General features: G+C 63.2%; 25 protein-coding genes. 17 read left to right on the top strand and 8 right to left on the bottom strand.

The annotated features are described in order from the left end of the window. Positions 1–285: 285 nt before the first annotated feature. Positions 286–2,268, top strand: a complete 1,983-nt coding sequence (locus BX592_RS03040) for a sigma-54-dependent Fis family transcriptional regulator (RefSeq protein WP_134190171.1) — start codon at positions 286–288, stop codon at positions 2,266–2,268. Between the two features lie 49 nt (positions 2,269–2,317). Here BX592_RS03040 and BX592_RS03035 read toward each other — a convergent pair whose 3' ends face one another. Both BX592_RS03035 and BX592_RS03030 read right to left on the bottom strand, forming a co-directional pair. Then, complete coding sequence (locus BX592_RS03035; RefSeq protein ID WP_134190170.1) at positions 2,318–2,524, bottom strand: hypothetical protein; 207 nt, start codon at positions 2,522–2,524, stop codon at positions 2,318–2,320. 160 nt (positions 2,525–2,684) lie between these two features. Further along, on the bottom strand, positions 2,685–3,659 hold the full coding sequence (locus BX592_RS03030; protein WP_134190169.1) for a helix-turn-helix transcriptional regulator: 975 nt from the start codon (positions 3,657–3,659) through the stop codon (positions 2,685–2,687). A gap of 91 nt (positions 3,660–3,750) precedes the next feature. Here BX592_RS03030 and BX592_RS03025 point away from each other — a divergent pair, with 91 nt between their 5' ends. The 3 genes from BX592_RS03025 (at position 3,751) to BX592_RS03015 (ending at position 6,085) form a co-directional block, all read left to right on the top strand. Beyond that, complete coding sequence (locus BX592_RS03025) at positions 3,751–4,074, top strand: putative quinol monooxygenase (RefSeq protein ID WP_134190168.1); 324 nt, start codon at positions 3,751–3,753, stop codon at positions 4,072–4,074. Further along, the gene (locus BX592_RS03020; protein ID WP_134190167.1) at positions 4,071–5,387 is read left to right on the top strand and encodes an APC family permease; all 1,317 of its coding nucleotides are present in this window, start codon (positions 4,071–4,073) and stop codon (positions 5,385–5,387) included. Before BX592_RS03025 ends, BX592_RS03020 begins: the two co-directional genes overlap by 4 nt. Before the next feature lie 299 nt (positions 5,388–5,686). Next, a complete protein-coding gene (locus tag BX592_RS03015; protein ID WP_134190166.1) occupies positions 5,687–6,085 on the top strand; it encodes a DUF2917 domain-containing protein in 399 nt (132 codons plus the stop codon). Between the two features lie 121 nt (positions 6,086–6,206). Here the strand turns inward: BX592_RS03015 and BX592_RS03010 are convergent, their stop codons facing one another. Both BX592_RS03010 and pcaF read right to left on the bottom strand, forming a co-directional pair. Continuing rightward, a complete protein-coding gene (locus BX592_RS03010; RefSeq protein WP_134190165.1) occupies positions 6,207–6,797 on the bottom strand; it encodes a hypothetical protein in 591 nt (196 codons plus the stop codon). 255 nt (positions 6,798–7,052) lie between these two features. Next, on the bottom strand, positions 7,053–8,255 hold the full coding sequence (gene pcaF, locus BX592_RS03005) for a 3-oxoadipyl-CoA thiolase (protein WP_134190164.1): 1,203 nt from the start codon (positions 8,253–8,255) through the stop codon (positions 7,053–7,055). 446 nt (positions 8,256–8,701) lie between these two features. On the opposite strand from pcaF, the gene BX592_RS03000 reads away from it, so the two are divergent. Beyond that, positions 8,702–9,487: an IclR family transcriptional regulator gene (locus BX592_RS03000; RefSeq protein WP_134190368.1), complete on the top strand. Its 786-nt coding sequence runs from the start codon at positions 8,702–8,704 to the stop codon at positions 9,485–9,487. Positions 9,488–9,509: 22 nt separating this feature from the next. On the opposite strand, the gene BX592_RS02995 is transcribed toward BX592_RS03000, so the two are convergent. Continuing rightward, positions 9,510–10,700 carry a M20 aminoacylase family protein gene (locus tag BX592_RS02995; protein ID WP_134190163.1) on the bottom strand — a complete coding sequence of 397 codons (1,191 nt, stop codon included), beginning with the start codon at positions 10,698–10,700 and terminating at the stop codon, positions 9,510–9,512. 442 nt (positions 10,701–11,142) lie between these two features. Between BX592_RS02995 and BX592_RS02990 the strand changes: the two genes are divergently transcribed. Then, entirely contained in the window at positions 11,143–12,207 is a 1,065-nt protein-coding gene (locus BX592_RS02990) for a glycosyltransferase family 4 protein (protein ID WP_134190162.1), read from the top strand. 38 nt (positions 12,208–12,245) lie between these two features. Here the strand turns inward: BX592_RS02990 and phnN are convergent, their stop codons facing one another. Genes phnN through phnF form a run of 3 tightly spaced genes read right to left on the bottom strand, consistent with a single transcriptional unit; the run spans position 12,246 to position 14,322 of the window. Then, positions 12,246–12,791 (bottom strand): phosphonate metabolism protein/1,5-bisphosphokinase (PRPP-forming) PhnN, encoded by a 546-nt coding sequence (phnN, locus tag BX592_RS02985; RefSeq protein WP_134190161.1) that lies wholly within the window; start codon positions 12,789–12,791, stop codon positions 12,246–12,248. A 2-nt stretch (positions 12,792–12,793) separates the two neighbouring features. Beyond that, positions 12,794–13,573 (bottom strand): DUF1045 domain-containing protein, encoded by a 780-nt coding sequence (locus BX592_RS02980; RefSeq protein ID WP_134190160.1) that lies wholly within the window; start codon positions 13,571–13,573, stop codon positions 12,794–12,796. Continuing rightward, complete coding sequence (phnF, locus tag BX592_RS02975; protein WP_134190159.1) at positions 13,570–14,322, bottom strand: phosphonate metabolism transcriptional regulator PhnF; 753 nt, start codon at positions 14,320–14,322, stop codon at positions 13,570–13,572. The genes BX592_RS02980 and phnF overlap by 4 nt, the downstream gene beginning before the upstream one ends. A gap of 176 nt (positions 14,323–14,498) precedes the next feature. Between phnF and phnG the strand changes: the two genes are divergently transcribed. From phnG to BX592_RS02920, 11 genes are all read left to right on the top strand, one after another. Next, entirely contained in the window at positions 14,499–14,996 is a 498-nt protein-coding gene (phnG, locus tag BX592_RS02970; RefSeq protein ID WP_134190158.1) for a phosphonate C-P lyase system protein PhnG, read from the top strand. Positions 14,997–15,088: 92 nt separating this feature from the next. After that, the gene (gene phnH, locus BX592_RS02965; protein ID WP_134190367.1) at positions 15,089–15,706 is read left to right on the top strand and encodes a phosphonate C-P lyase system protein PhnH; all 618 of its coding nucleotides are present in this window, start codon (positions 15,089–15,091) and stop codon (positions 15,704–15,706) included. Further along, positions 15,706–16,875, top strand: coding sequence for a carbon-phosphorus lyase complex subunit (locus BX592_RS02960; RefSeq protein WP_134190157.1), 1,170 nt, complete (start codon positions 15,706–15,708; stop codon positions 16,873–16,875). The genes phnH and BX592_RS02960 overlap by 1 nt, the downstream gene beginning before the upstream one ends. Further along, positions 16,872–17,786 carry an alpha-D-ribose 1-methylphosphonate 5-phosphate C-P-lyase PhnJ gene (locus tag BX592_RS02955; RefSeq protein WP_134190156.1) on the top strand — a complete coding sequence of 305 codons (915 nt, stop codon included), beginning with the start codon at positions 16,872–16,874 and terminating at the stop codon, positions 17,784–17,786. Before BX592_RS02960 ends, BX592_RS02955 begins: the two co-directional genes overlap by 4 nt. A gap of 50 nt (positions 17,787–17,836) precedes the next feature. Then, the gene (gene phnK, locus BX592_RS02950) at positions 17,837–18,613 is read left to right on the top strand and encodes a phosphonate C-P lyase system protein PhnK (RefSeq protein ID WP_134190366.1); all 777 of its coding nucleotides are present in this window, start codon (positions 17,837–17,839) and stop codon (positions 18,611–18,613) included. A gap of 8 nt (positions 18,614–18,621) precedes the next feature. Further along, positions 18,622–19,398, top strand: a complete 777-nt coding sequence (gene phnL, locus BX592_RS02945) for a phosphonate C-P lyase system protein PhnL (RefSeq protein WP_134190155.1) — start codon at positions 18,622–18,624, stop codon at positions 19,396–19,398. A gap of 6 nt (positions 19,399–19,404) precedes the next feature. Then, a complete protein-coding gene (locus BX592_RS02940; RefSeq protein ID WP_279589166.1) occupies positions 19,405–20,559 on the top strand; it encodes an alpha-D-ribose 1-methylphosphonate 5-triphosphate diphosphatase in 1,155 nt (384 codons plus the stop codon). Between the two features lie 412 nt (positions 20,560–20,971). Then, positions 20,972–21,754: an ABC transporter substrate-binding protein gene (locus BX592_RS02935; protein ID WP_134190153.1), complete on the top strand. Its 783-nt coding sequence runs from the start codon at positions 20,972–20,974 to the stop codon at positions 21,752–21,754. A 207-nt stretch (positions 21,755–21,961) separates the two neighbouring features. Next, positions 21,962–23,077, top strand: a complete 1,116-nt coding sequence (locus tag BX592_RS02930) for a succinylglutamate desuccinylase/aspartoacylase family protein (RefSeq protein ID WP_134190152.1) — start codon at positions 21,962–21,964, stop codon at positions 23,075–23,077. Next, positions 23,074–23,427, top strand: a complete 354-nt coding sequence (locus BX592_RS02925) for a hypothetical protein (protein WP_134190151.1) — start codon at positions 23,074–23,076, stop codon at positions 23,425–23,427. The genes BX592_RS02930 and BX592_RS02925 overlap by 4 nt, the downstream gene beginning before the upstream one ends. Further along, positions 23,424–24,602, top strand: coding sequence for a porin (locus tag BX592_RS02920; RefSeq protein WP_134190150.1), 1,179 nt, complete (start codon positions 23,424–23,426; stop codon positions 24,600–24,602). The genes BX592_RS02925 and BX592_RS02920 overlap by 4 nt, the downstream gene beginning before the upstream one ends. Positions 24,603–24,666: the final 64 nt, after the last annotated feature.

Below are 24,666 nucleotides of genomic sequence, written 5' to 3'. Positions count from 1 at the left end.
GCGCGAGCGTATCGACCGGTTTGCAAACAGGACATGACGCAGTGCGAGAACGTGAAGGTGTCTCACGCTGATACGCACGCGAAGCATTCCGAACGATATGCATCGATCGTCGGTGCCAACGTCGCCGTGCGTTTCGGGCGCAATTCGCGGCGTACGCACTGTCACACGCGACGCTGAGACGAACGTCTCATCCGTCTCACGTGCTGCAATGCGGTGTGATTGCGCGCAATAGATGTGCTACAAGAAGTTCCCACTCCAGCATGCGCCGCCTGACGGGAGCCGAACATGCCCTACGTCGCTCAAACGCAGCACATCGATCGTGTACGCGGTGCTATCGAAGGACGCCTGCCCGCGCCGGCCGGCGCGCCCGATGCGCAGCGACTGGTGTCGTCGTGGCAGCGCTCGTATGAGCAATACCGGCTCGATCCGGGCTCGGTGATCGGGCCGCGCGTGCTTACGTCTGCGGAATTGCGCGAGGTGCAAGGCAAGGAAGAAGCCTTTCTGCGCGCGTCCGGACAATGCCTGACGCGACTGCACGAGATGATTCGCGTCGCCGACTATTGCGTGATGCTGACCGACGCGCACGGCGTGACCATCGATTACCGGATCGACCGCGACCGGCGCAGCCATTTCAAACATGCGGGACTTTATATCGGCTCATGCTGGTCGGAACAGGAGGAAGGTACCTGCGCGGTCGCGAATGTGCTGACCGATCTCGCGCCGATCATCGTGCATAAGATCGATCATTTCCGCGCGGCCTTCACGACGCTGACCTGTAGCGCATCGCCAATCTTCGCGCCGACCGGCGAATTGATCGGCGTGCTCGACGCATCGGCGGTGACGTCGCCGGACAATCGCGACAGCCAGCGGCTCGTGTATCAGCTCGTGCGGCAAAGCGCGGCGCTGATCGAAGACGGCTACTTGCTGAACCAGACCGCGCAGCATTGGGTACTGTTCGGCCACCAGAGCCGCAACTTCGTCGAAGCGCAGCCCGAAGTGCTGATCGCATTCGACGAATGCGGGAATATCGCCGCGTCGAACCGGAGGGCGCAGGAATGCATCGCGGGCTTGCGGGGGCCTCGCCATATCGACGAGATCTTCGATACGTCCGCGCTTCATCTGCATGACGTCGCGCGCAGCGACACGATTGTGCCGCTGCGTTTGCGTGCGAGCGGCGCGGTGCTGCATGCGCGTATTCGCGAACCGCTGCGGCGTTCGTCGCGCGCGACGCAAGCGACGGTTTCGGCAACGCGCGTCGACAGTGGCGGTACGGGCCATCATGCCCATGCCAACGCCGACGCTTACGCGCGGCGCGACCTCGGCGCGCTCGGCCGCTTCCTGCGCAGCCGCGACGCGCGCATTGCGCACAACGCGGAAGTCGCGCTGCGCATCGCGGGCAAACGGCTGCCGATCCTGATCCTCGGCGAAACCGGCGTCGGCAAGGAAGTGTTCGCGCATGCGCTGCATGACGCCGGAAGCCGACGCGCACGGCCATTTGTCGCCGTCAATTGCGGCGCGATTCCGGAATCGTTGATCGAGAGCGAGTTGTTTGGCTATGCGCCCGGCGCGTTCACCGGTGCGCGCACGCGCGGCGCGCGCGGCAAGATCGCGCTCGCGCATACCGGTACGCTGTTTCTCGATGAGATCGGCGACATGCCACTGAGTCTGCAGACACGTCTTTTGCGTGTGCTAGCCGAAGGGGAGGTAATGCCGCTTGGCGGCGACACGCCGGTGCGCGTCGATATCGATGTGATCTGCGCGACGCACCGCGATCTGTCGCGCATGGTCGCTGACGGTGCGTTTCGTGAAGATCTGTACTACCGGTTGAGCGGCGCGACACTACAGATGCCGCCACTACGCGAGCGCGCAGACGTGCTCGATGTCGTACAAGAGGTATTCGAAGAAGAAGCGCAAGTCGCCGGCCACGCACTGACGCTCGATCCGCGTCTGGCCGGGCGGCTATGCGGCTTCGCCTGGCCCGGCAATATCCGTCAACTACGCAACGTATTGCGCTATGCGTGTGCGGTGTGCGATTCGGCGCGCGTCGAATTGCGCCATCTTTCGCCCGATATTGCCTCCGTGCTGGCGCCCGGCGACGCCGCGATCCCGTCGCTCGCGAATGTCGGCGACGAACGCGCAAGGATTGTCGACGCGCTGGCGCGCCACCAATGGCACCCGAACGCGGCCGCGCAGGCACTCGGCATGTCGCGCGCGACACTGTACCGTCGCATCGCAAAGCTGGGCATCGTCGGGCCGCATCGCAGCTAGTGGCTGGTGTCGCGCCTGGTGTCCGCTCATGTTCCGCTCACGCGGGCTTTTATTGCTCGGCCAGCTTGCTGCGGCTGTAGCGACGGCGTGGGCGCCCCGCTTCTTGCGCGTCAACGGCTTGCGCGCCGGTGAGGTCCGCGTAGCGCCCGTGGCGTGCCGCGCGCGACAGCAGTTTTTGCGGGATGTTGGTCGCCAGAAGATAGGTCGTCCATGCGCCGAACCCAACGGTCGCCAGGGCCAGAAAGAGCAGTTCCATGATGCCTCCAATGCCGCCGCGCGTATGCGCGGCTCTACAGGATCAACAGTACAGGACCTGTGCCGGGCCAGGAGGCACACTTTGCCGGGTTGGCTTGAATCACAGTTTAGTTGGCAGAAAAGAAACGTGACAGAACGCCGCATGCCACCGAACGCCCGCTCTATCCGGCGTTGAGCGTCGCGATGTGCTGCGCGAGACGCCTGAGCCGCGCGCGCAGTTCGGGCGGATCGAGCACTTCGACGTGTCCGGCGAAGCCGAGCAATTGCTCGGCTGCATAGTCGAACTGCTCGACGGGCAGCGTGACTTCCTGCCAGCCATCGTCGTCCGGAGGCGCGCTTTGCGCCTGTTCGGCCGCCGCGGCGCCGAGCCGGCTCAACCGCAGCATGCCCTCCTGCGACAGGCGCAGTCGCGCGACGTTCTTCAGCAGGCTCTTTTCGAACGCCGCCACCGAGCCCGCCCATTCGGCGCGCAAATCGAAGCCGGCCGGCCGCTCGAATGTCTCGTCGAGCACGGCGAGATGCATGATGTTCGCCACTTTGTAGACGCGCAGCTGCGTGCGCGCCCGCGCGACCAGATACCAGTCGCCGCCCTTCAGCACGAGACCCAGCGGATCGCGAATCCGCTCGGGTTCGCCGTCGCCGGGGTTCGGCGACGCCAGACTCTGGTACTGCATCGCGATCCGCTTCTGGTCCCATACCGCGCCCGCAAGCAGCGTCAGATGAGGCACCTGCGCAGGCCGCCGGTACCACCCGACCGGGTCGATATGCAGCCGTGAACCGATCCGCGATGCATCAGGCGACGCATCGGGCAGCGCCGTGACCAGCTTCAGTTGCGCCGCGCGCAATTGCTCGGACAACCCGAGATCGGTCGCGGCGCCCGCGAGACCCGCGATCGACAGCGTCTCGGCCTCCGCCTTCGTGATGCCGGTCAGCCGCGCGCGGTAGCCGTCGAGCAGCGCGAATCCGCCGCCCGGCCCGCGATCGGCATAGACCGGCACGCCCGCCGCGCTCAGCTGATCGATATCGCGGTACACGGTGCGCACCGACACGTCGAATTCTTCGGCCAGCGCCTGCGCGGTCACGCGGCCTTTGACCTGAAGCAGCAGCAGCATCGACACCAGCCGGCTTGGGCGCAATTGTGGTCTCCGAAAAGAAATCCTGACATCGGTTGTCAGCTATTGGCGAGTATAACGGGTGACATGACGCGCGATGTTAAGGAGTTGCGATATGTCGGTAACTTACGTAATTCGTTTTCAGGTCATCCCGGACAAGCTCGATCGTTTTATGAACCTGTTGAACGGCGTGCTCGATGCGATGCGCGACGAGCCGAATTTCCATCAGGCGACGCTGCATCGCGATCCGGACTGTCCACACCGGCTGATGCTCTACGAAACTTGGGAAAGCCACGAGGACGTGCTGGAAGAGCAGCTGAATCGTCCCTATCGCCAGGCGTATCACGAAGCGCTGCCTGATCTGCTGGTGAAGCCGCGCGAGGTCACGATCTGGCAGGCGGTGCGCGCGGACCGCAATCACGACGCGTTGCTCGCATGAACGCGCCATCTGTGCAGCAGCATGCGGGTGCCGGACGCCTGAGCGTGATGCAAGGCGCCGCGCTGTATATCGGCGCGGTGCTCGGCACCGGTGTTATCGCGCTGCCGGCGCTGGCCGCGGACGTCGCCGGGCCCGCATCGCTCATCGCGTGGCTCGCGCTCGTGTTGCTATCGGTGCCGCTTGCCGCGACGTTTGCCGCGCTCGGCGCGCGCTATCCGGACGCGGGCGGCGTGTCGACCTATGTGCGCAATGCGTTCGGCCCGCGCGCCGCCGCCGTGATCGGTTGGTGCTTCTATTTCGCGGTGCCGGCCGGTGCGCCCGCCGCCGCGATGTTCGGCGGCGCTTATGTGGCCGCGGCATTCGGCGGCGGGCAGACGACGGTCATCGGTACCGCGCTCGCACTAATGATGATCGTCACCATCGCCAATGCATTGGGCGTGACCGTTTCGGGACGTTTGCAGTTGATGCTCGCCGCTGTACTCGTCGCGCTGCTGCTGGCGGCCATCATCGCATCGGCCCCTCATGCGCGCGCCGCGAATTTGCAGCCGTTCGCGCCGCATGGCTGGCTCGCCGTCGGTCCCGCGGCCGCGCTGCTGGTGTGGAGCTTCGCCGGCTGGGAAGCGATCACGCATCTGGCGGCGGAGTTCCGCCGCCCAGCGCGCGATCTGCCGCTTGCGACCGGCATTGCAGTATGCGTCGTCGGGGTGCTGTATCTCGGAGTCGCCGCCACCAGCGTGCTGGTCCTCGGCCCTGCAGCGGGCAAGTCGAACGCGCCTCTTGCGGAACTGCTCGCGACCGGACTCGGCGGCAAGGTGCAGGTGCTGGCGGCCGTCGCCGCGTTGTTATTGACGCTCGGCACGATGAACGCGTATTTCGCCGGCGCGGCGAAGCTGGGCGCTGCACTCGGGCGTGACGGCGCGCTACCGACGTGGCTCGCGGCCGGCAGTCGCGCGGGCGATGTGCCGCGCCGCAGTCTGCTGGTCATCGCCGGGCTGGCCGTGGTGTCACTGTGCGTCGATGTGGTTGCCGGGCTTGGGCCGCGGCCGCTCGTTCTGTTGACCACCGGCTCGTTCGTCGCAGTCTATGCGCTGGGCACCGCCGCCGCGCTGCGGCTGTTGCCCAGGCGCTCCGTAGCGCGCCGCTGCGCGGCCGTCGCGCTTGTCGCGGTCGCGGCACTGTGCGCGGCGACCGGCTGGTATCTGCTATGGCCGCTCGCGATCACCGGTTGCGCGCTGCTGTATCTGCGTGTTCGCCAGCGTGTTGCCACTCACGCTGATCAACGCGATGTATCGCACTGCGTGAAAATCCGATAACCCGATTCGATCACCCGGAATTCGATACTTCTGCCACAGATTGTGTTGACAAGCCGCGCGTCGCCAGACAAACTCGCCGACATGCTTACGCTCACCTCCACCGCCATTGCCATTGCCATTGCAGCAGCAGTAGCAAACCCAATGCGAGCCATCTCTGGCGGGCAAATGGGAGCGTGTGCGCGTTAGCAGTCTGAATAAGCGAAACAGTCCCAAGGCCCCGCCGGTAACGGAAGGGGCCTTTTGTTTTGTGCGCGGCTTTCCTTCTGTGCTGTTCCCCGGCTCATTCGATGGAGCGCATCATGAACCAGGCAAGCCCGCAATTCACCGATCCCGTATCGGACGTCGTCACCTCCGAAGTCTCGCTTATCTGCGCGGAGAGACTGCCAAGAGTTGTCGTTCACTTCGAAGTACAGCCGGGCGCGACGCTGTCCTGGCGAGTCGATGCGCACTGTGAACTGAACGTGAAAAGTGAGCGCGTGTGGTTGACGCGTGCTGAATCACCGTACGACTACTGGGTGCAGCCAGGGTATCCGATTCAGTTGCGACGTGGCGAACGTGTATGGATCAGCACGGATGGCCATGTCGCCGCGCGTCTGCTGTTGACCACATACCCGCGCAAACAGCGAGGCTGGCTGTTTCGCTGGTTCGAGCGACTATCGCTGTTGAGTCTGGATATCCATGCGCCAAACTCGCGATGAGCGCTGCCGCCGCGTCGCGTCTTTCGTCTGGCGATCGATATACGAGGAAAAGGGAATCAGAAAAAAACCGACTGCCACGCAACATTGCGTGGCAGTCGGGTTTCGCTCGTCTCGCTGGGAATTACTGCGCAGTGGTCGATGTGCCGCTCGGCGCGATCTTCACTGCTGCCGCCGAAACGAAGACCGCATGCACCGTGTCGCCAACCTTCAGATCCTTCAGGTCGACATCGGGGCCGACATCAAGCGTTTGCGTCTGATACGCGCCGCGCAGCTTGACCGTGCGCTTCTTGCGGTCGATCTTCTCGACCGTCGCCAGCACTTCGATTTGCCGCGCGGACTGATATCCGCCCGAAGCCGGCTGATAGACCCGCGATTCGACACGCTCGCGAATGCCCTTGTCGGCGCCCTTCACTTTTTCCGCAGTGACCAGCAATGCGTTCTTGTATTCCGCGTCGACGTTGTCGCCTACTTTCAGCTTGTCGAAGCCCGGCACCTGGTCGCTAACGACAATCATCGCGGTGCGTCCACCCGCGCCCTGCAGCGTGACCATACGCGACGCGGCATCGATGGCGATGATCTTCGCCTGGATATGCACAGGCTGCACCGCACCGATCACACCTTCAGCGGTGCTCGCCAGCGAGTCTTGTGCGTACGCCGGCTGCACCATATACGCCATCGCGAGCAAGGCGGCTGCTCCCATCGCTTTCTTCATTCGGGTTCTCCCTCAAGAGCGTTTTCAGTCACTGCCTGATACGGGCCTTCTCATACTGATATTCCGTATCAAAAAACAGTTCGTCATCCAGACGAAAACGCATCATAACCCGACCGAAAGCCGATAGATCCCGCAAACTATCACATTGTGTAAAATGTTTCGGATGCCGTTTGAATAGGGAATGGTCTGGGTCGCATAAGCAGCGGGGCGCAACGTCACTGACACGTGCCGCGTCGCCCACTTCGCAAGGTTTTTTCACACACGTTCGAGCGCGATCGCGATGCCTTGCCCGACGCCGATACACATCGTGCACAACGCAAAGCGCCCCTGTGTGCGCTGCAACTGATACATCGCAGTCGTGACGAGACGCGCGCCGCTCATGCCTAGCGGATGACCAAGCGCAATCGCACCGCCATTCGGATTGACGCGCGGATCATCGTCGGCGACGCCGAGCATGCGCAGCACCGCCAGCCCCTGCGACGCGAACGCTTCGTTGAGCTCGATCACATCGAACTGATCGATCTTCATGCCGAGGCGGCCGAGCAGCTTTCGCGTCGCGGGCGCGGGACCAATGCCCATCACGCGTGGCGCAACACCGGACGTCGCGATGCCGAGCACGCGCGCGCGCGGCGTCAGTCCGAACCGCTTTGCGGTGTCTTCGTTCGCGAGCAGCAGAGCAGCCGCGCCGTCGTTCACGCCCGATGCGTTGCCCGCCGTCACCGTGCCATCGGCCCGCACGACACCTTTGAGTTTCGCCAGTGCTTCAACGCTGGTTTCGCGCGGATGCTCGTCGCCCGATACGACGAGCGGGTCGCCTTTCTTTTGCGGAACCGACACCGCGACGATTTCCTGCGCAAGCGTCCCGTCGCGTTGCGCGCGAGCCGCTTTCTGCTGGCTGCGCAGCGCGAACGCATCCTGGTCCGCGCGGCTCACGTTGAATTCCTGTGCGACGTTCTCGCCGGTCTCCGGCATCGAATCGACGCCGTACATCTGCTTCATCAGGGGGTTGATGAAACGCCAGCCGATTGTCGTATCGAAGATGTCGGCCTGACGCGCGAATGCGGTGGTTGCCTTGCCCATCACGAACGGCGCTCGGCTCATGCTTTCAACGCCGCCCGCGAGCATCATGCCGGCCTCGCCCGCCTTGATCGCGCGCGCCGCAATGCCGACCGCATCCATGCCCGAACCGCACAAACGGTTGACCGTCGTACCGGACACACTCTCGGGCAAACCCGCGAGCAGCGACGACATACGCGCGACATTGCGATTGTCTTCGCCGGCCTGATTCGCGCAGCCATAGATCACATCGTCGACCACGTTCCAGTCGACTTCCTTATTGCGCTCGATCAACGCCTTGAGCGGCGCGGCGCCGAGGTCGTCTGCGCGGACCGACGACAGTGAACCCGCATAGCGGCCAATCGGCGTGCGGATTGCATCACACAGGAAAGCTTCGGCCATCTCGATGTCTCCAACGATGCTGCGCGAGCGGCCGCTTCGACGCTGCTGCGGCGGCCGCGGTCGGCAGTGCTCGCCACGCGATGCGGCGAACGAAAGTGAAAATGCGGCGCCCGCTGCGGAGCGCCTCGAAAAACTGTGTCGATCGGACGTCTCGACCTTGCTGTTTGTTCTTTATACGAACAAACGATCTTATATCGAACAATTTGAGTCATAATAGGCGCGGGCTGAAAAGCCTGTCAAGCGCACCAGCAGTGTCACGGCAGCTGCGCGGGCGGTGCCGTGCCATCGCGCAGGCAAGTGTGTTCTGCCCGTCATCCGTGTGCGTCGTCAAGTTGGCGAATCCCGGCGCATGCGCTATCGTCTCGCCTTTGCGCATCGCCTGCCATTCCGTTGCCCGTCACATGGCCACTTATAAAGACACTCGCGCGTCGCAGCCTGTATCCACGATGGACGCGGACATCCCCGACAAACCGGGCGATTCCTACGTGCAATCGTTCGCACGCGGCCTCGCGGTGATCCGTGCGTTCAATGCGGAGCGTCCCGCGCAGACGCTCACCGACGTAGCCGCCGCGACCGGTCTGACGCGCGCCGGCGCGCGCCGCATTCTGCTTACATTGCAAACACTCGGCTATGTCGAGGCCGATGGACGGCTGTTCCGGCTTACGCCGCGCATTCTCGATCTGGGCTTCGCGTATCTGACGTCGATGCCGTTCTGGAATGTCGCCGAGCCGGTGATGGAAGCGTTGTCCGCGCAGGTCCATGAAAGCTGCTCGGCCGCGGTGCTCGATCGCACGGAAATCGTCTATGTGCTGCGCGTGCCGACGCACAAGATCATGACGATCAACCTGTCGATCGGCAGCCGTCTGCCCGCATGGTGTACGTCGATGGGGCGCGTACTGCTGTCCGCACTCGACGATGCGACACTCGACGCGACGCTCGATGCGTCGACGCTGCAACCGCACACGCCGCGCACGGTCACCGACAGGAACGAACTGAAACAGGTGATCGCGCAGGTTCGCCGTCAAGGCTGGGCGATCGTCGATCAGGAGCTGGAAGAAGGGCTGATTTCGATTTCCGCGCCGATCCGCAACCGGCAGGGCCGCGTTATCGCAGCGATGAATATCAGCGGCAACGCGCAGCGCAATTCGGCGAAGCAGATGATGAAAACATTTCTCGAACCGCTGCAGCAAGCGGCTCAGAACGTGTCCGATATGGTCGCGCTGCGCGGTTAATATGCGTCAGCGCCGGCCCGCGTCAGCGGCCGAGGTAGCGCTCGACGAGCCGCGCCCAGTACGCCGCGCCGATCGGCAGATTGCGGTCGTTGAAATCGTAGTGCGGGTTGTGCACCATGCAGCCGTCTTCGCCGACACCGTTGCCAAGACGCAGGAACGTACCCGGCCGCTGCTGCAGCATGAACGAAAAGTCTTCGCTACCCATCAGCATGTCCGTATGCGCGACGACGTTATCGCTGCCGACCAGTTCGCGCGCGACGTCGATTGCGAAGTCGGTCTCCGCATCCGAATTGATCACGACCGGATAGCCTTCGATGTAGTCGACGTTCGCTTTGCCGCCGTAGCTTGCGGCCTGGCTTTCCGCGAGTTCGGCAATGCGTTTTTTCAGCAGCGCGCGCACGTCCGCGCTAAACGACCGCACGCTGAGTTCGAGCTTCGCGGTACCCGGAATCACGTTGTTGACCGTGCCGGCATGCATCGAGCCGACCGTCACCACCGCGGGTTGCGCCGGGTCGACGTTGCGCGCGACGATGGTCTGCAATGCCATCACGATGCTCGCCGCGATCACGACCGGGTCGACGGTCATGTGCGGCCGCGCTGCGTGTCCGCCGACGCCTTCGATCGTGATGACCGCCTTGTCGCCGGCCGACATGAACGGGCCTTTGCGAAACAAGAACTTGCCTGGCTCCGCGCCCGGATGGTTGTGCATGCCGAACACCGCGTCGCAAGGAAAGCGCTCGAACAGGCCGTCTTCGATCATTTTCATTGCGCCGCTATCGATGCCGCTCTCTTCCGCGGGCTGAAAGTACAGGTGTACGGTGCCGGAGAAACGGCGCGTCGCGGCAAGATGTTGCGCGGCGCCGAGCAGCATCGTCGTATGGCCGTCGTGACCGCATGCATGCATCTTGCCGTGCGTGCCGCTCGCGTACGGCAGGCCGGTCTGCTCGATGATCGGCAACGCATCCATGTCCGCGCGAATGCCGATGCTGCGCGTGCCCGAGCCGGCTTTCAGTGTGCCGACGACGCCTGTGCGGCCCACGCCGCGCGTCACTTGCCAGCCCCACTCTTCGAGCTTGCGCGCAACGAGTGCGGCGGTCTCGACTTCTTCATACGCGAGTTCGGGGTGGTGGTGAATCTGATGACGGATGTCGCGCAACGACGCGGCGGCAGGTTCGAGGTCGGCAACTTCGGCAAAGCGCACTGCGTCGTTCATCGGCTTGACTCCGGATCGTGGTCGGCGCCACGGGTAAGGAGTCCCGGCGCGTCGGATGGCAGCACTATATAGGAATATAGGCCCGACGCATCTTGTGTCCTCACGCACCCTTCGACCGGAGGCAATCATCCCGGATGTTTCTTTACGAATATCACGCTAATCCGCATTTACTCGAGATCAAGGACTTCAGGTTGAATTTTTTGATTCCATGGAAATCACAATAGCTGTCGTTTTGGCCGTTAAATTCCGATGCCCCCGTACAACATGCAGATCAGATAAACAACGCCCTCCGAATTATTTGATAACGTCAAAAACGAGTATTAAAGAATTGATTTTGTCGTCAGGCCGCATAGTATCTTGTGAAAAGGGTTTCGCTTAAGGGCGCAATGCGAATCAGGCAGTCAATGCGTAACAAAAACAAATTTCTGACCGGAGTTGCCGCATGCGTATTGCGCAAATCGCGCCCTTGCACGAAGCCGTTCCGCCAATCCTCTACGGCGGCACGGAACGCATCGTGTCGTACCTCACGGAAGCACTGGTCAGCCTGGGACACGACGTCACGCTCTTCGCAAGCGGTGACTCATCAACAAGCGCGCGTCTGGAGCCAGCATGGCCACGTTCGTTGCGGCTCGATCCCGGAACTGGCGATGTCCTTGCGCCTCACCTGCTGCTGCTCGAGAAAGTCCGTCGCGTAGCCCACACATTTGACGTCCTGCACTTTCACCTGAGCTACCTGCCTCTCCCGACATTCTCGCTAGTCGATGTGCCGTTCCTGACGACGCTGCACGGCCGCCTTGACCAACCGGAACTGCAGGCGATGTTTGACATGTTCCCGCAGGCCCCTGTCGTGTCGATCTCCCGTTCGCAACGGATTGCGTTGCCAAACGCGAACTGGATCGGTACCGTCTATCACGGCCTGCCGGAAAATCTGCTGACGCCTCACCCGCACACACAGCCGACCTATCTGGCGTTTCTGGGCCGAATCTCCGCTGAAAAGGGTGTCGATGTCGCTATTGAGATTGCCGCGCGTGCAGGCCTGCCCCTGAAAATCGCCGCGAAGGTAGACAGGGCTGACGAAGCGTACTTCCGGGATGTCATCCAGCCGCGGCTGCTACGGCACGACGTCGAATTCATCGGCGAGATCAGTGATGCGCAGAAAGCCCACTTTCTCGCGGGCGCGCGTGCGTTATTGTTTCCGATCGAGTGGTCCGAGCCGTTCGGCCTCGTCATGATCGAAGCGATGGCATGCGGCACGCCCGTCATTGCATTCAATCGGGGCTCGGTACCGGAAGTGATTTCCCACGGCGTAACGGGCTATATCGTCGACGATGTCCCGGCAGCGGTCGATGCAGTAAAGCGACTTGACGCACTGTCTCGCGGCGAAATTCGCTCGTCCTTCGTGCGCTGCTTTTCGTCGACGATCATGGCACAGCGCTACATGAAGATCTATGTAGCGCTTGCCCAGGCAGCAAAGCCTCCGGCATTGCGTCAGATCGCGTCTGGCTAACGCGGCCTGCCTGCTTCGGATGGGTGGGTTCAGCTGGTTCACTTACCCCGCCGCACGACTCGCAGGAATGCGTCGCCCGCTACCTCGAGCGCGCCGGAGTTATCAATGCGCGTGAGACGTGTGCCGTCCGGCAACGAAAACGGCGCGTGACGCGCAAGCCGCGCCGCGACCTGCTCCGCCGTTTCGCGCGCCCGTGCGCCGAGTCGCGCCGCGAGAATATGCGGCGCCGCTTCGACGTGCACGACTTCGATCAGCGGATAGCGCTCGAGCGCACGCTCGAGATGTTGCCGCGAACCGTTGATGACGACCGTGCAACCGCGTGCGAGCCATTCATCGATTTCGATACCGATGCCATAGCGCATCGAATGGCTCGACCATTCGAGCGCGAACAGACCCAAGGCCGAGCGTGCCTCGAATTCTTCGAGCGTCAGCGCGATATGGTTTTCATTGCTGCCCACAGTGCGTGTGATGTAGCGATGCGCAAACATCACCGGTGCGCCCGCCACGCGATCGCGCGCGAAATGCAGCAGCGAATCTTTCCCCGCGCCCGATGGGCCCATTACATAGATCAAACGGCCCTGCATGCTTATTTCGCCTCCATGGTGCTTTTAAACGCAAGCCGCTGCCAGAGCACAAACGGCTCGGCCGGCGCGGGTTCGACAAAAATCGCCACGCCGTCGACCGGCAACATACCGAGGTTCGCGATTCGCGCATGCCACCATTCGACGATCGCCGCACGGTCCTGCGCGAGCTCGAGCGAGTTCGACAGCGTCATATGAAAACGGAATTCGTCGAATACATACGGGTATCCCCATTCGACAAGCAGCGCACGCTGCCGCTCGGTAAGCGGCGCGGCGAGGCGGCGTTCGAGATCCGCCGCCGACGGCTTCGCTCGCAACGCCGCGAATGCGCGCAGTGCATCCGACGCAAGTTCGCGCATGCGCGCGTCGCCATTGTCGTCGGACGGTCGCAATGCGACGAAGTCGCCGAGGGTCGCCGCTTCAACGCGCAAAGCGAAGCCCGTTTTGGTCTGCGCCCAGCGCTGCGCCGCATCAATGAGGTCGTGCGCACGCACGCCGTCAGCTAGACGAAATGGAGCAACCAGCGTGCCGTGCCAGCCGTAGCGCCGCGGCGCCTTCGTCAGATCGGACAACGTTTGCGACAGCAATGGAAACGCGGGGCCCGCTTCATGTGAGACACCACGCTCGGCGTCGCGCCCGAGCCATGTCGACCCCTCATCCCACCATTGCGACGCGCGCGGCGGCGCGTAGTAAATCGCGAAACGCGCAGCAGCCGTCCAACTGCCCGCTGCGACGGCTGCGCCCGCGGCGTCAGCGTCATGCCTGTCTGCTCGTGCCGCGCTCATACATCGTTCTCCACCATCAGCTGAACGCGGTCTGCAGCAAAGTGCGTAAAGCCGTATTTGATCGGTGTGCCTTCGGTATCGACGTCGACGTTTTCGACCCACAGCACCGGTTGCTGCCGGTTGATATTCAGGCGGCGCGCGACGTCCGCATCCGGCAACACGCTGCCGATACGGCTCCATTTGCGCAGATAGTCGGTGATACCGAATTCGGCAAGCGCCTTTGTCATACCGCCGGTGCGCTCGAGCACGTCCGGCAGATCGAGAAAACGCGCCGCCGGGTACCAGCTGCGTGCATACGTGAGCGGCACCCCGTTTGATTCGTGCAGTGTGTCCATCCGGTAAACCAGCACACCGGAGCGCAACCCCAGCGCCTTCGCCACATTGGGCTCCGCCTTCACGCGCGCAGCAGACAGCAGTACACCTGACGAGTGCTGCTGCCGCAAATTTTCCGTGAAGCGGGTACGGCGCCCGATCGTATAGTCGATCGCGCCAGGCTGAACGAACGTCCCTCGACCTTGTTCGACACTCACCAGACCGAGCGCCGCGAGCCCCAGCATCGCGCGGCGGATCGTGTGGCGGTTGACGTCGAAACGCCTCGCCAGTTCGGCTTCGCTCGGCAAACGCCCTTCTTCGCCGAAACCGCTCGCAGCAATTTCCGCCGCAAGAATCTGCTCGATCTGCCGCCATACCGCGACGCCGCCGCCGCGTTCGAGCAGCGTGCCGGGTGTCGCGTCGTCGTTCGATGTCATGGTGGTGTCATTCCCCTCGGTTCAAATAGACAACTCTCGATTGTAGTGCCCAGGCCGTGATGAAAATATGAATGTACACGCCGTACCGTGTCACCACGGGATTTTACCTACAAACGTCTAGACGTTTAGATGAATAGATGGTCAAATGTCCGGACATCGACACCACGGAACATCCGATGAGCGACCCTTCCGCCCCCGTTTCCTCCACCCCGTCATCGTCGTCCGTGCGCCGCGCATGGATGGGGGTATTGGCGCGCACGCCGCGCGCGGACCTCGAAGCCGCATTGCAGCGCGCGATGAACGGCACACCGATGCCCGCTTTCGACTGGCTGCGCCCGCCTGAAACCGGCCTTGCGATGGTGCGCGGCCGTGTCGGCGGCAGCGGCGATGCATTCAATCTCGGCGAAGCGACGGTCACGCGCGCCACACTGCGTCTGCGCGAACCGGCGGCGAATGCGCCGGTCGGCGTCGCCTGTCATCTGGGCCGCGACCGGCGGCGCGCGGAACTCGCGGCACTCGCCGATGCGCTGCTGCAACTGCCGCAACACCATCGTCAGCTACACGAACAACTAATCGAGCCGCTCGCCGCGCGCATCGAAGCCGCTCGTGAAGCGCGCCGGCAAAACACCGACGATACGCGCGTCGAATTCTTCACGATGGTCCGAGGCGACTGATGAATACATCGAATAATCAGGCGCAAGGCGCGTTGTCCAGTTTATCGTCTCCCTCATTGGCCACTCCATTGGCCACCCCATTGGCCACCCCAATGGCTGCTTCGCTGGCCACACTCACGCCCGGCTTTGCAGATCCGGTGCATGACACGCAAGCAGTCTTTCGCACGCTGCTCGACGTGCTGTCCCGTCCGGGCACGACCGGTACCGTGAGCGATGTGTTGCCAGCGCTCGACGCAGCCGGCGCACACCGGCCCGCAGCCGATCGTGCCGCATTCGCCGCGCTGCTGACGTTGTGCGATTTCTCGACGCCCGTCTGGCTCGCGCAACCGGACGCGCCGCTCGCCTCCGCGCTGCGCTTTCACACCGGTGCGCCGCTCGTCGATACGCCGCGCAGCGCGGCATTCGCGTATCTGCACGATCCCGCTGCGATGCCTGCGCTCGAAAGCTTCGCGCTCGGCGAACCGGAATCACCCGAAACAGCAGTGACGCTGCTCATTCGCGTCACCGCGTTGACCGGCGGCGCGCCGCTCACGTTGCGCGGCCCCGGTATCGAAACGACGCAAACGATCGCCCCCGCCAGTCTGCCCGAGCGTTTCTGGTGTGAACGCGCGGAACTGGCGCCGCTCTTTCCGTGCGGTATCGACTGCTACTTTGTCTGCGGCGACGCGCTGATCGGTTTGCCGCGCACAACCCAAGTGGAGCTCAACTAATGTACGTTGCCGTCAAGGGGGGCGAGCGCGCGATCGAAGCATCGTGGCGCCTGCTCGATCAGGAACGTCGCGGCGATACGCGGCTTGCCGAATTGAGCGTCGCGCAGATTCGTGAACAATTGCGTCTCGCGGTGTCGCGCGTGATGACCGAAGGTTCGGTGTACGACGAAGAACTCGCCGCGCTCGCGATCAAACAGGCGGCCGGCGACCTCGTCGAAGCGATCTTCCTGTTGCGCGCGTATCGCACGACGCTGCCGCGCTTCGGCTACACGGAGCCGCTACGCACCGAAGCGATCCACGCGGAGCGCCGCATTTCCGCGACCTTCAAGGACGTGCCCGGCGGTCAGCTGCTCGGTCCGACTTACGACTATACGCAGCGTCTGCTCGATTTCGCGTTGCTCGCCGAAGGCGAAGCGAATGGCGCGAACGCGAACCCGAATGCGAACACCGACGCAGTCGTACGCAACGTCGCGCATGAGTCGATGCCGCGCGTCGTCGCGCTGCTCGACAAGGAAGGCCTGATCGAACAGGAGACGCCGACGCCGGATGCGCCGGAACCCGGAGATCTGTCGCGCGAACCGCTCGCGTTTCCGGCGAGCCGCGCGACGCGCCTGCAAAACCTCGCGCGCGGCGACGAGGGTTTTCTGCTCGCGATGGGCTATGCAACGCAGCGCGGCTACTCGCACACGCACCCGTTTGCCGGCGAAATCCGCTTCGGCAGCGTCGCGGTCGAGATGGTGCTCGACGAGCTCGGCGAAGCGGTCGACATCGGCGAGATCGACGTGACCGAATGCCAGATGATCAACCAGTTCGCCGGCAGCACCGAGGCACCGCCGTCGTTTACGCAAGGCTACGGTCTCTCGTTCGGCCATTCGGAACGCAAGGCGATGGCGATGGCGCTGGTGGATCGCGCACTGCGCTCCGCAGAACTCGGCGAAACGTTGAGCTCGCCGACGCAGGACGTCGAATTCATGCTGTCGCACAGCGATAACGTCGAAGCGTCCGGTTTCGTGCAGCACCTGAAGCTGCCGCATTACGTCGATTTCCAGTCCGAACTCGAACTCGTGCGACGGTTGCGCGCGCAACAGAAGGCTGCTGCTACCGGCAGCCGTGCAGGCGACGACGCAGCCAGCGGCAACAAGGACGCTCAACAGGAACAGGCCGCATGAACTCGCCCGACACTCACCTCGCGGCGTTCGACGCAGAGCGCGCCGCCGAAGGCTATAACTTCGCATATCTCGACGAACAGACCAAACGGATGATCCGCCGCGCGCTGCTCAAGGCAGTGGCGGTGCCGGGCTACCAGGTGCCGTTCGCATCGCGTGAAATGCCGCTGCCGTTCGGCTGGGGCACAGGCGGCATTCAGGTTACCGCATCGATCATCGGTCGCGACGATACGCTGAAGGTAATCGATCAGGGTTCCGACGAAACCACCAATGCGGTGAATATTCGCCGCTTTTTCGCGCGTACGGCGGGCGTCAGGACCACGCGCCGCACGACCGAAGCGACGATCGTGCAGACGCGCCACCGTATTCCGGAAACACCGCTTACCGACAAGCAGATTCTCGTCTACCAGGTGCCGAATCCCGAGCCGCTCTACCGGCTCGAGCCGCGCGTCGTCGAAAGCAGAAAGCTGCATGCGCTCGCCGACTATGGCCTGATCAGCGTGAAGCTGTACGAGGACATCGTGCACCACGGCAGCATTGCGACCACTTACGACTATCCGGTGATCGTCAACAATCGCTATCTCGCGTCGCCGTCGCCGATCCCGAAGTACGACAACCCGAAGATGCATATGAACGCCGCGCTGCAACTGTTCGGCGCCGGCCGCGAACGGCGCATCCATGCGATCCCGCCGTACACACCTGTGCGCAGCCTCGACTTCGACGATCACCCGTTCGAAGTACAGCGCTGGGACCATGCGTGCGCGTTGTGCGGGTCGACGCAAAGCTTCCTCGACGAAATGATCGTCGACGATAGCGGCAAGCGGATGTTCGTCTGCTCGGACAGCGACTACTGTCACGAGCGGCGCGAAGCGCAGGAGCAAGCTGCGGGTCAAGGTGCGGGAGAACAAGCATGACGAACGTGTCCTCGCCCGCGCTCGGCACAACGCTCACGGCGGCACCAGGCATGGCACCGGCGCCATTGCTCAGCGCGCGCGCGCTTACCAGACAGTACGGCGGCCGCAACGGTTGCAGAAAAGTAAGTTTCGATCTGTATCCTGGCGAAGTGCTGTGCATCGTCGGTGAATCCGGCTCTGGCAAAACGACGCTGCTCAATACCCTCGCGTTGCGCACCGAGGCCGATAGCGGCACGCTGCAGTACGCGGCCGCGCACGGCGCGACGGTCGATCTGCGCGCACTATCCGAACCGCGCCGGCGGCTGCTGATGCGCACCGAGTGGGGCTTTGTTCAGCAAAATCCGCGCGATGGGCTGCGCATCGGCGTATCCGCGGGCGCGAATATCGGCGAGCCGCTGATGGCGGTCGGCGCGCGCCACTACGGGCAAATCCGCGCGCTGGCAACGCAATGGATGGAGCGCGTCGAGCTCGACCCGACGCGTATCGACGAATATCCATCCGCGTTTTCGGGTGGCATGCAGCAGCGTCTGCAGATCGCGCGCAATCTGGTCACGGGCCCGCGTCTGGTGTTCATGGACGAACCAACCGCCGGCCTCGACGTATCCGTGCAGGCGCGTCTGCTCGATTTGCTGCGCACGCTGACGGCGACGCTGCATCTGTCGGTGCTGATCGTCACGCACGATATCGGCGTCGCACGTCTGCTCGCGCACCGGCTGATGGTGATGCAAGGCGGCGAAGTCGTCGAATCGGGCCTGACCGATCAGGTGCTCGACGATCCGCAGCATCCGTACACGCAAACGCTGGTTTCCTCGGTTCTGCCGGTTTGAGGTCTTCGATGTCATTTACCGAATCCAATGCCGCGCGCGCGATCGGGCGCACCTTCGTCGACAACCCGGCACTGATGCTGCGCGCGGTCGGCGTCGCGAAGACCTTCACGCTGCACGGCCAGGGCGGCGTGCAGATCGACGCGCTCGACGGCGTGTCGCTCGATGTGCAGCGCGGCGAGTGCGTCGTGCTGGTCGGCCCGTCGGGTGCGGGCAAGAGCACGTTGCTGCGCTGTCTGTACGGCAACTATCTGGCCAGCGCCGGCACGATCGCGCTGCGCGATCCGCACAGCGACGTGCAGCACATCGCGATTACCGGCGCACAGGCACACGAAGTGCTGCATCTGCGACGCAGTGTGGTCGGCTATGTGAGCCAGTTCCTGCGCGTGATTCCGCGCGTGCCGACGCTGACGCTGGTCGCCGAGCCGTTGCTGTCGCGCGGCGTCGCGGAGTCCGCCGCGCGCGAACGCGCAGCGGCGCTGCTCGCGCGGTTAAACGTGCCAGAACGGCTGTGGTCGCTCGCGCCGGCGACGTTTTCCGGCGGCGAACAGCAGCGTGTGAATATCGCGCGCGGACTGATCGCCGAACATCCGGTGCTGCTGCTCGATGAGCCGACCGCGTCGCTCGACGCGGAAAACCGCGACGTGGTCGCCGATCTGGTCATCGAAGCGCGCGAGCGCGGCGCGGCGATCGTCGGCATTTTTCACGACGAAGACACGCGCGCGAAGGTCGCGACGCGCCGACTTGAACTGAGGCCACCGCTGCGTCACACAGCGGTCATACACTGACATCCAATGCCAAAAACGGAGTCTTCGATGTTGATCAGGAATGCCCGCGTCGTTACGCGGGATGAAGAATTCACCGGCGTCGTATGGATCGAAAACGACGTGATCCGCGACATCTCGCGCGGCACGACGTCCGCGCGCGAATCGGAGGACTGGGAAGGCGATTACCTGCTGCCCGGCCTGATCGAGCTGCACACCGACAATCTCGAGAAGCATCTCGCGCCGCGTCCCGGCGTGTTCTGGAACACCGACGCCGCGTTCGTGATTCACGACGCGCAGGTGGCCGCCGCCGGCATCACGACCGTGTTCGACGCGCTCGCGATCGGCTCGCGCGCACACAACGGGCCGCGCGAGCGCGGCATTCAGACGCGCTGCGCGCAAGCGTTGCAGCGCTTCACCGAGCGCAAGCTGCTGCGCGCCGATCACTTCCTGCATTTGCGCTGCGAAATCGCGACCGGCGATGTGGTCGAGGTGTTCGACGAACTGTGCTCGCATCCGATGCTGCGGCTCGCGTCGGTGATGGATCACACGCCCGGGCAGCGGCAGTGGCACGACCGCGTCGCGTGGCGCCGTTTCCAGGAACGCCACGGCAAGCTGACCGACGAGGAGGCCGAGCGCACGCTGATGGAACTCGCCGAGGAACAGCAGCGCTATTCGGACGCCAACCGTCGCGCGATCATCGAGCGTTGCCAGAAACTGCAGGTGCCGGTCGCAAGCCACGACGATACGGTCATCGAGCACGTCGAACAGGCGGCCGCCGAAGGCGTCGTACTGGCCGAATTCCCGACCACCCGCGTCGCCGCCGAAGCCGCGCACCGGCACGGCATCGCGACGATCATGGGCGCGCCGAACGTCGTGCGCGGCGGCTCGCACTCGGGCAATGTGTCGGCGCTGGAGCTGGCGAAAGCGGACCTGCTCGACATCCTGTCGTCCGACTATGTGCCGTCGAGCCTGCTCACCGCCGCGTTCGAACTCGTCGACAAGGCTGGCTGGACGCTGCCGCGCGCAATGGCGACGGTGTCGGCGGAGCCCGCGCGTACGGCCGGCCTGCACGACCGCGGCGTGATCGCCCCGGGCCTGCGCGCCGATTTCGTTCGCGTGACGATGATGGACGCGCTGCCGGTGCCGCGCGCGACGTGGCGCGCCGGCGTGCGAGTGGTCTGAGCGCAGCGGTCGCGCGCAACGCTTCTCACAGGTTCAGGTGTCCGCGCATCAGGACTGCTTCAAGGCACTGCCTCGAAAGCGCTGCCGCATCGACTGATCTTGCGGCAGTGCAACGAATGCGCGAATGCGGGTTCTAGCCGCCGCAGCGCTTTCAAACAAGCCCGCGCGTTACCGCATAACTGTCGATTTCCTTTCACCCCCACTTCCCCGCAAACGCGCGTCAATGCTCGATTTGCCCCGCCATCGGGGCTTTTACCAGGTCCCTAATATTTTTGGACTGGTAAGCTTGGCGCGCGTCGCTGGCGGCCTGCCAGCGGCCAAAACCACTCAACCCAGCCGCCATCCGCGGCGGGTGATGTCGCAAAGCACAATCCGCGTACGCGACTATTTAGAACCACTCGGGAGTATTTCAGTGAAAAAACTGCTCGCGGCCTTGACGGTTGCCCTGCTTGCCACCGTTTCGATCGGCGCACACGCCAAAGACTGGACGACCATCCGCTTCGGCGTCGACGCCAGCTATCCTCCGTTCGAATCGAAAGGCTCCGACGGCAAACTGGTTGGTTTCGACATCGACCTCGGCAACGAAATCTGCAAGCGCCTGAACGCGAAGTGCGTGTGGGTCGAGAACGACTTTGACGGCATGATCCCCGCGCTGAAGGCGAAGAAGTTCGACGGCGTGCTGTCGTCGATGTCGATGACGCCGCAACGTGCTGAGCAGATCGCCTTCTCGTCGAAGCTGTTCAATACGCCGACGCGTCTGGTCGCGAAGAAAGGTTCGAATATTCTGCCGACGGCCGAATCGCTCGCTGGCAAATCGGTCGGCGTCGAACAGGGCACGATCCAGGAAACGTACGCGAAGACCTACTGGGAGCCGAAGGGCGCGAAGGTCGTCGCATACCAGAACCAGGACCAGGTCTACGCCGATCTGATCTCCGGCCGCCTCGACGCAGCGCTGCAAGATGCCGTGCAAGCGGACATCGGCTTCCTGAAGACCCCGCGCGGCGCGGGCTTCCAGTTCGTCGGCAAGGATCTCGAAGACAAGAAGATTCTCGGTGAAGGCGCCGGCATCGGCATGCGCAAGGACGACGCCGATCTGAAGGTGAAGGTCGACAAGGCGATCGCCGACATCATCAAGGACGGCACCTACAAGAAGCTCGAGAAGAAGTACTTCGACTTCGACGTGTACGGCGGCTGATCGACACCGATGGCGCGGCCGGCCCGCGCCGGCTGGTGTTCCAGAAACGGGCTCCTTGCGGGGCCCGTTTTTGTTTGGCGCGGCGGATCGGATAAGATCGTGCAGTCGGAACCGGCCTGCCCTTCGCGCGTTTCATTGCGCGCGCCACCGTTCTTGCTCTGCAATCAACCCATAGCGCGGCTTGCACGTTTGCCGCCCCCCCGAACCATGCATACCCAAACTCATCCGCTGATCTCTCCGTCGCTTGGTACCGCCCGCAGTCTGACGAGCTTCCACTATGGCCCCGGCGGCGGACAGAAGGTCTATATCCAGTCGTCGCTGCATGCCGACGAACTGCCTGGCATGCTGGTCTGCTGGGCGTTGCGGCGCAAGCTCGAAGCGCTCGAAGCAGCCGGCAAGCTGCGCGGCGAAATCATCGTGGTGCCGGTCGCGAATCCGATCGGGCTGAACCAGCACGTGCTTGGACGGATGGCGGGCCGCTTCGAGACGAATACCGCGCAGAACTTCAACCGCAATTTTTATAACCTCGCCGCGCTGGTCGAACCGGTTATCGAAAAGCGGCTCACCGACGACATCGAACGCAACCGCATGGCGATCCGTGCGGCGATGCGCGAGGCGCTCGAAGCGCAGCAGCCGTCCACCGAACTCGAATCACATCGGCTCGCGTTGCAACTGATGTCGTACGACGCGGACATCGTGCTCGATCTGCATTGCGATTGGGAAGCTGCACTACATCTATACACGAACCCGGACCTGTGGCCCGATGTCGAGCCGCTGTCGCGCTACCTGGACGCGAAGGCATCGCTGCTCGCGCTCGACTCGGTCGGCAATCCGTTCGACGAAATTCATAGCTTCTGCTGGTCCGATCTGCGCGGGCGCTTCGGCGACCGCTTTCCGATTCCGAACGGCACGATCTCGGTCACCGTCGAACTGCGCGGCCAGCGCGACGTGACCTACGAGGTGGCGGAGAAGGATGCGCAAGGGATCGTCGAATACCTGACCCAGCGCGGCGTGATCGACGGCACGGCTGCGCCGATGCCGCCGCTCGAATTCGCGGCAACCCCACTCGCGGGCACTGAGCCCATCATGGCGCCGGCGAGCGGCGTCGTGGTATTTCGTGCGGAAGTCGGCAAGTGGGTGAATGCGGGCACGGCGATTGCCGATATCGTCGATCCGTTGACCGATCGCGTCGTCACGTTGAAGTGTTCGGTGTCGGGCGTGCTGTACGCACGGCACGTGTCCCGCTTTGCGACCGCCGGCATGGAAGTGGCACGCGTGGCCGGCGCGAAGGCGTTCCGCTCAGGGCCGCTGCTGTCCAATTGAGCATTGAGTCGCCGCTGGCGGCGCGCTGCGCCGAGAGCACGAAGACCAAGGAAATCGCCCGCTTCAAGCGGGCGATTTTGCTTTCAGGGGTCACTTCCGGACTTTCGTCACATTTCTTTCACATCACATACACCTATAAGCAATCTGCAGGCGTAACTATAAAAATGAAGCAAAATTTGCTGCTCTGTAGTCTAAGAAATGTAGCTTTTGCACTACATTGCCGTCAAATTACGCAATTGTCATATTCATTTGCATACGTTCCCGCTAAATTTGCGGGCGACGAAAGACCTGCCGTAAAGAGCATGGCAACTGTCGCTCGCATCCCTTTAAAAATCGGAGAATGCATTTGAACAAGAAAGTACTCACCACGGCGCTCCTCGCAACTTTTGCCAGTGCCGCCCACGCGCAAAGCAGCGTCACGCTGTACGGGATTATCGATGCAGGTATCAGCTACGTGAATCACAGCGGTACCAACTCGCAGAAGCTTTTCAAGTATGACGACGGCGTTGCTCAGGGCAGCCGTTTCGGTTTGCGTGGCTCGGAAGACCTCGGTGGTGGTCTGAAGGCGATCTTCACCCTGGAAGGCGGTTTCAATAGCGGCACGGGTGTTTCTGGCCAGGGCAACACGCTGTTCGGCCGTCAGGCATTCGTGGGTCTGGCCAAGGATGGCATCGGTTCGGTCACGTTTGGTCGTCAATACTCGCTGTCGACCGATGTGCTCGGCGGCGCGTACTCGAACGGCGGCAACACGGTCGTCGGCAACTACGCGTACCACTTCAACGACGTCGACCAACTGACGTCGAGCCGTATCAACAACTCCGTGAAGTTCAGCAGCGCAAACTTCTACGGCGTGACCTTCGGCGCGTTGTACGGCTTCTCGAACCAGGCTGGCTCGTTCGCTGGCGCGCCGCCGACCGGTACGGCTGCTACGCCGACCGCCGGTTCGTCTCGTACGTACAGCTTCGGCGCGAACTACGCTTACGGCCCGTTCGGCCTCGGTGCTGCCTACACGGACATCAAGTTCCCGTCGCAATCGGTGCCGGCGTTCTCGACCAACCTCGCGAACTTCAATCCGGGTACGGCGTTCGGCCCGGGTGTGCTGCGCGATCTGCGCACGTTCGGTGTCGGCGGCCGCTATACGTTCGGTCCGGCTTCGGTCTGGGCGTTGTACACGAACACGCTGTTCTCGCCGGTCAGCCTGGCTTCGTCGGCATACACCGCGGTTGACGTCGGTGGAAAGTACGCACTGACGCAAGCCCTGTCGCTGCAACTGGCCTACACGTACTCGCGCATCACCGGCGCGAATGCGAACGGCCACTGGAACCAGATCAACGGCGCAGTCGACTACGCGCTCAGCAAGCGTACCGACGTCTACTTCCTGACGGCGTTCCAGGACGCGAGCGGCCGCGCCGGCAACGGCAACCTGCAAGCGTCGATCGGCGACAGCAACTCGTTCTTCGGCAACTCGGGCAACAACGCGCAGAACCAGCTGGCCTTCCGCGTCGGCCTGCGTCACAAGTTCTAAATCGTTTTGGCAACTGGCCTTGCGCGCAATGCGCACGGCCAGCGTTGCTGGCAGCACGCAAAGA

It is taken from the genome of Paraburkholderia rhizosphaerae (assembly GCF_004366595.1).
In the GTDB taxonomy this organism is placed as follows: Bacteria; Pseudomonadota; Gammaproteobacteria; order Burkholderiales; family Burkholderiaceae; genus Paraburkholderia; species Paraburkholderia rhizosphaerae.
Note: the sequence above shows the minus strand (reverse complement) of the source record. Positions and strands in the feature narration are given on the sequence as shown.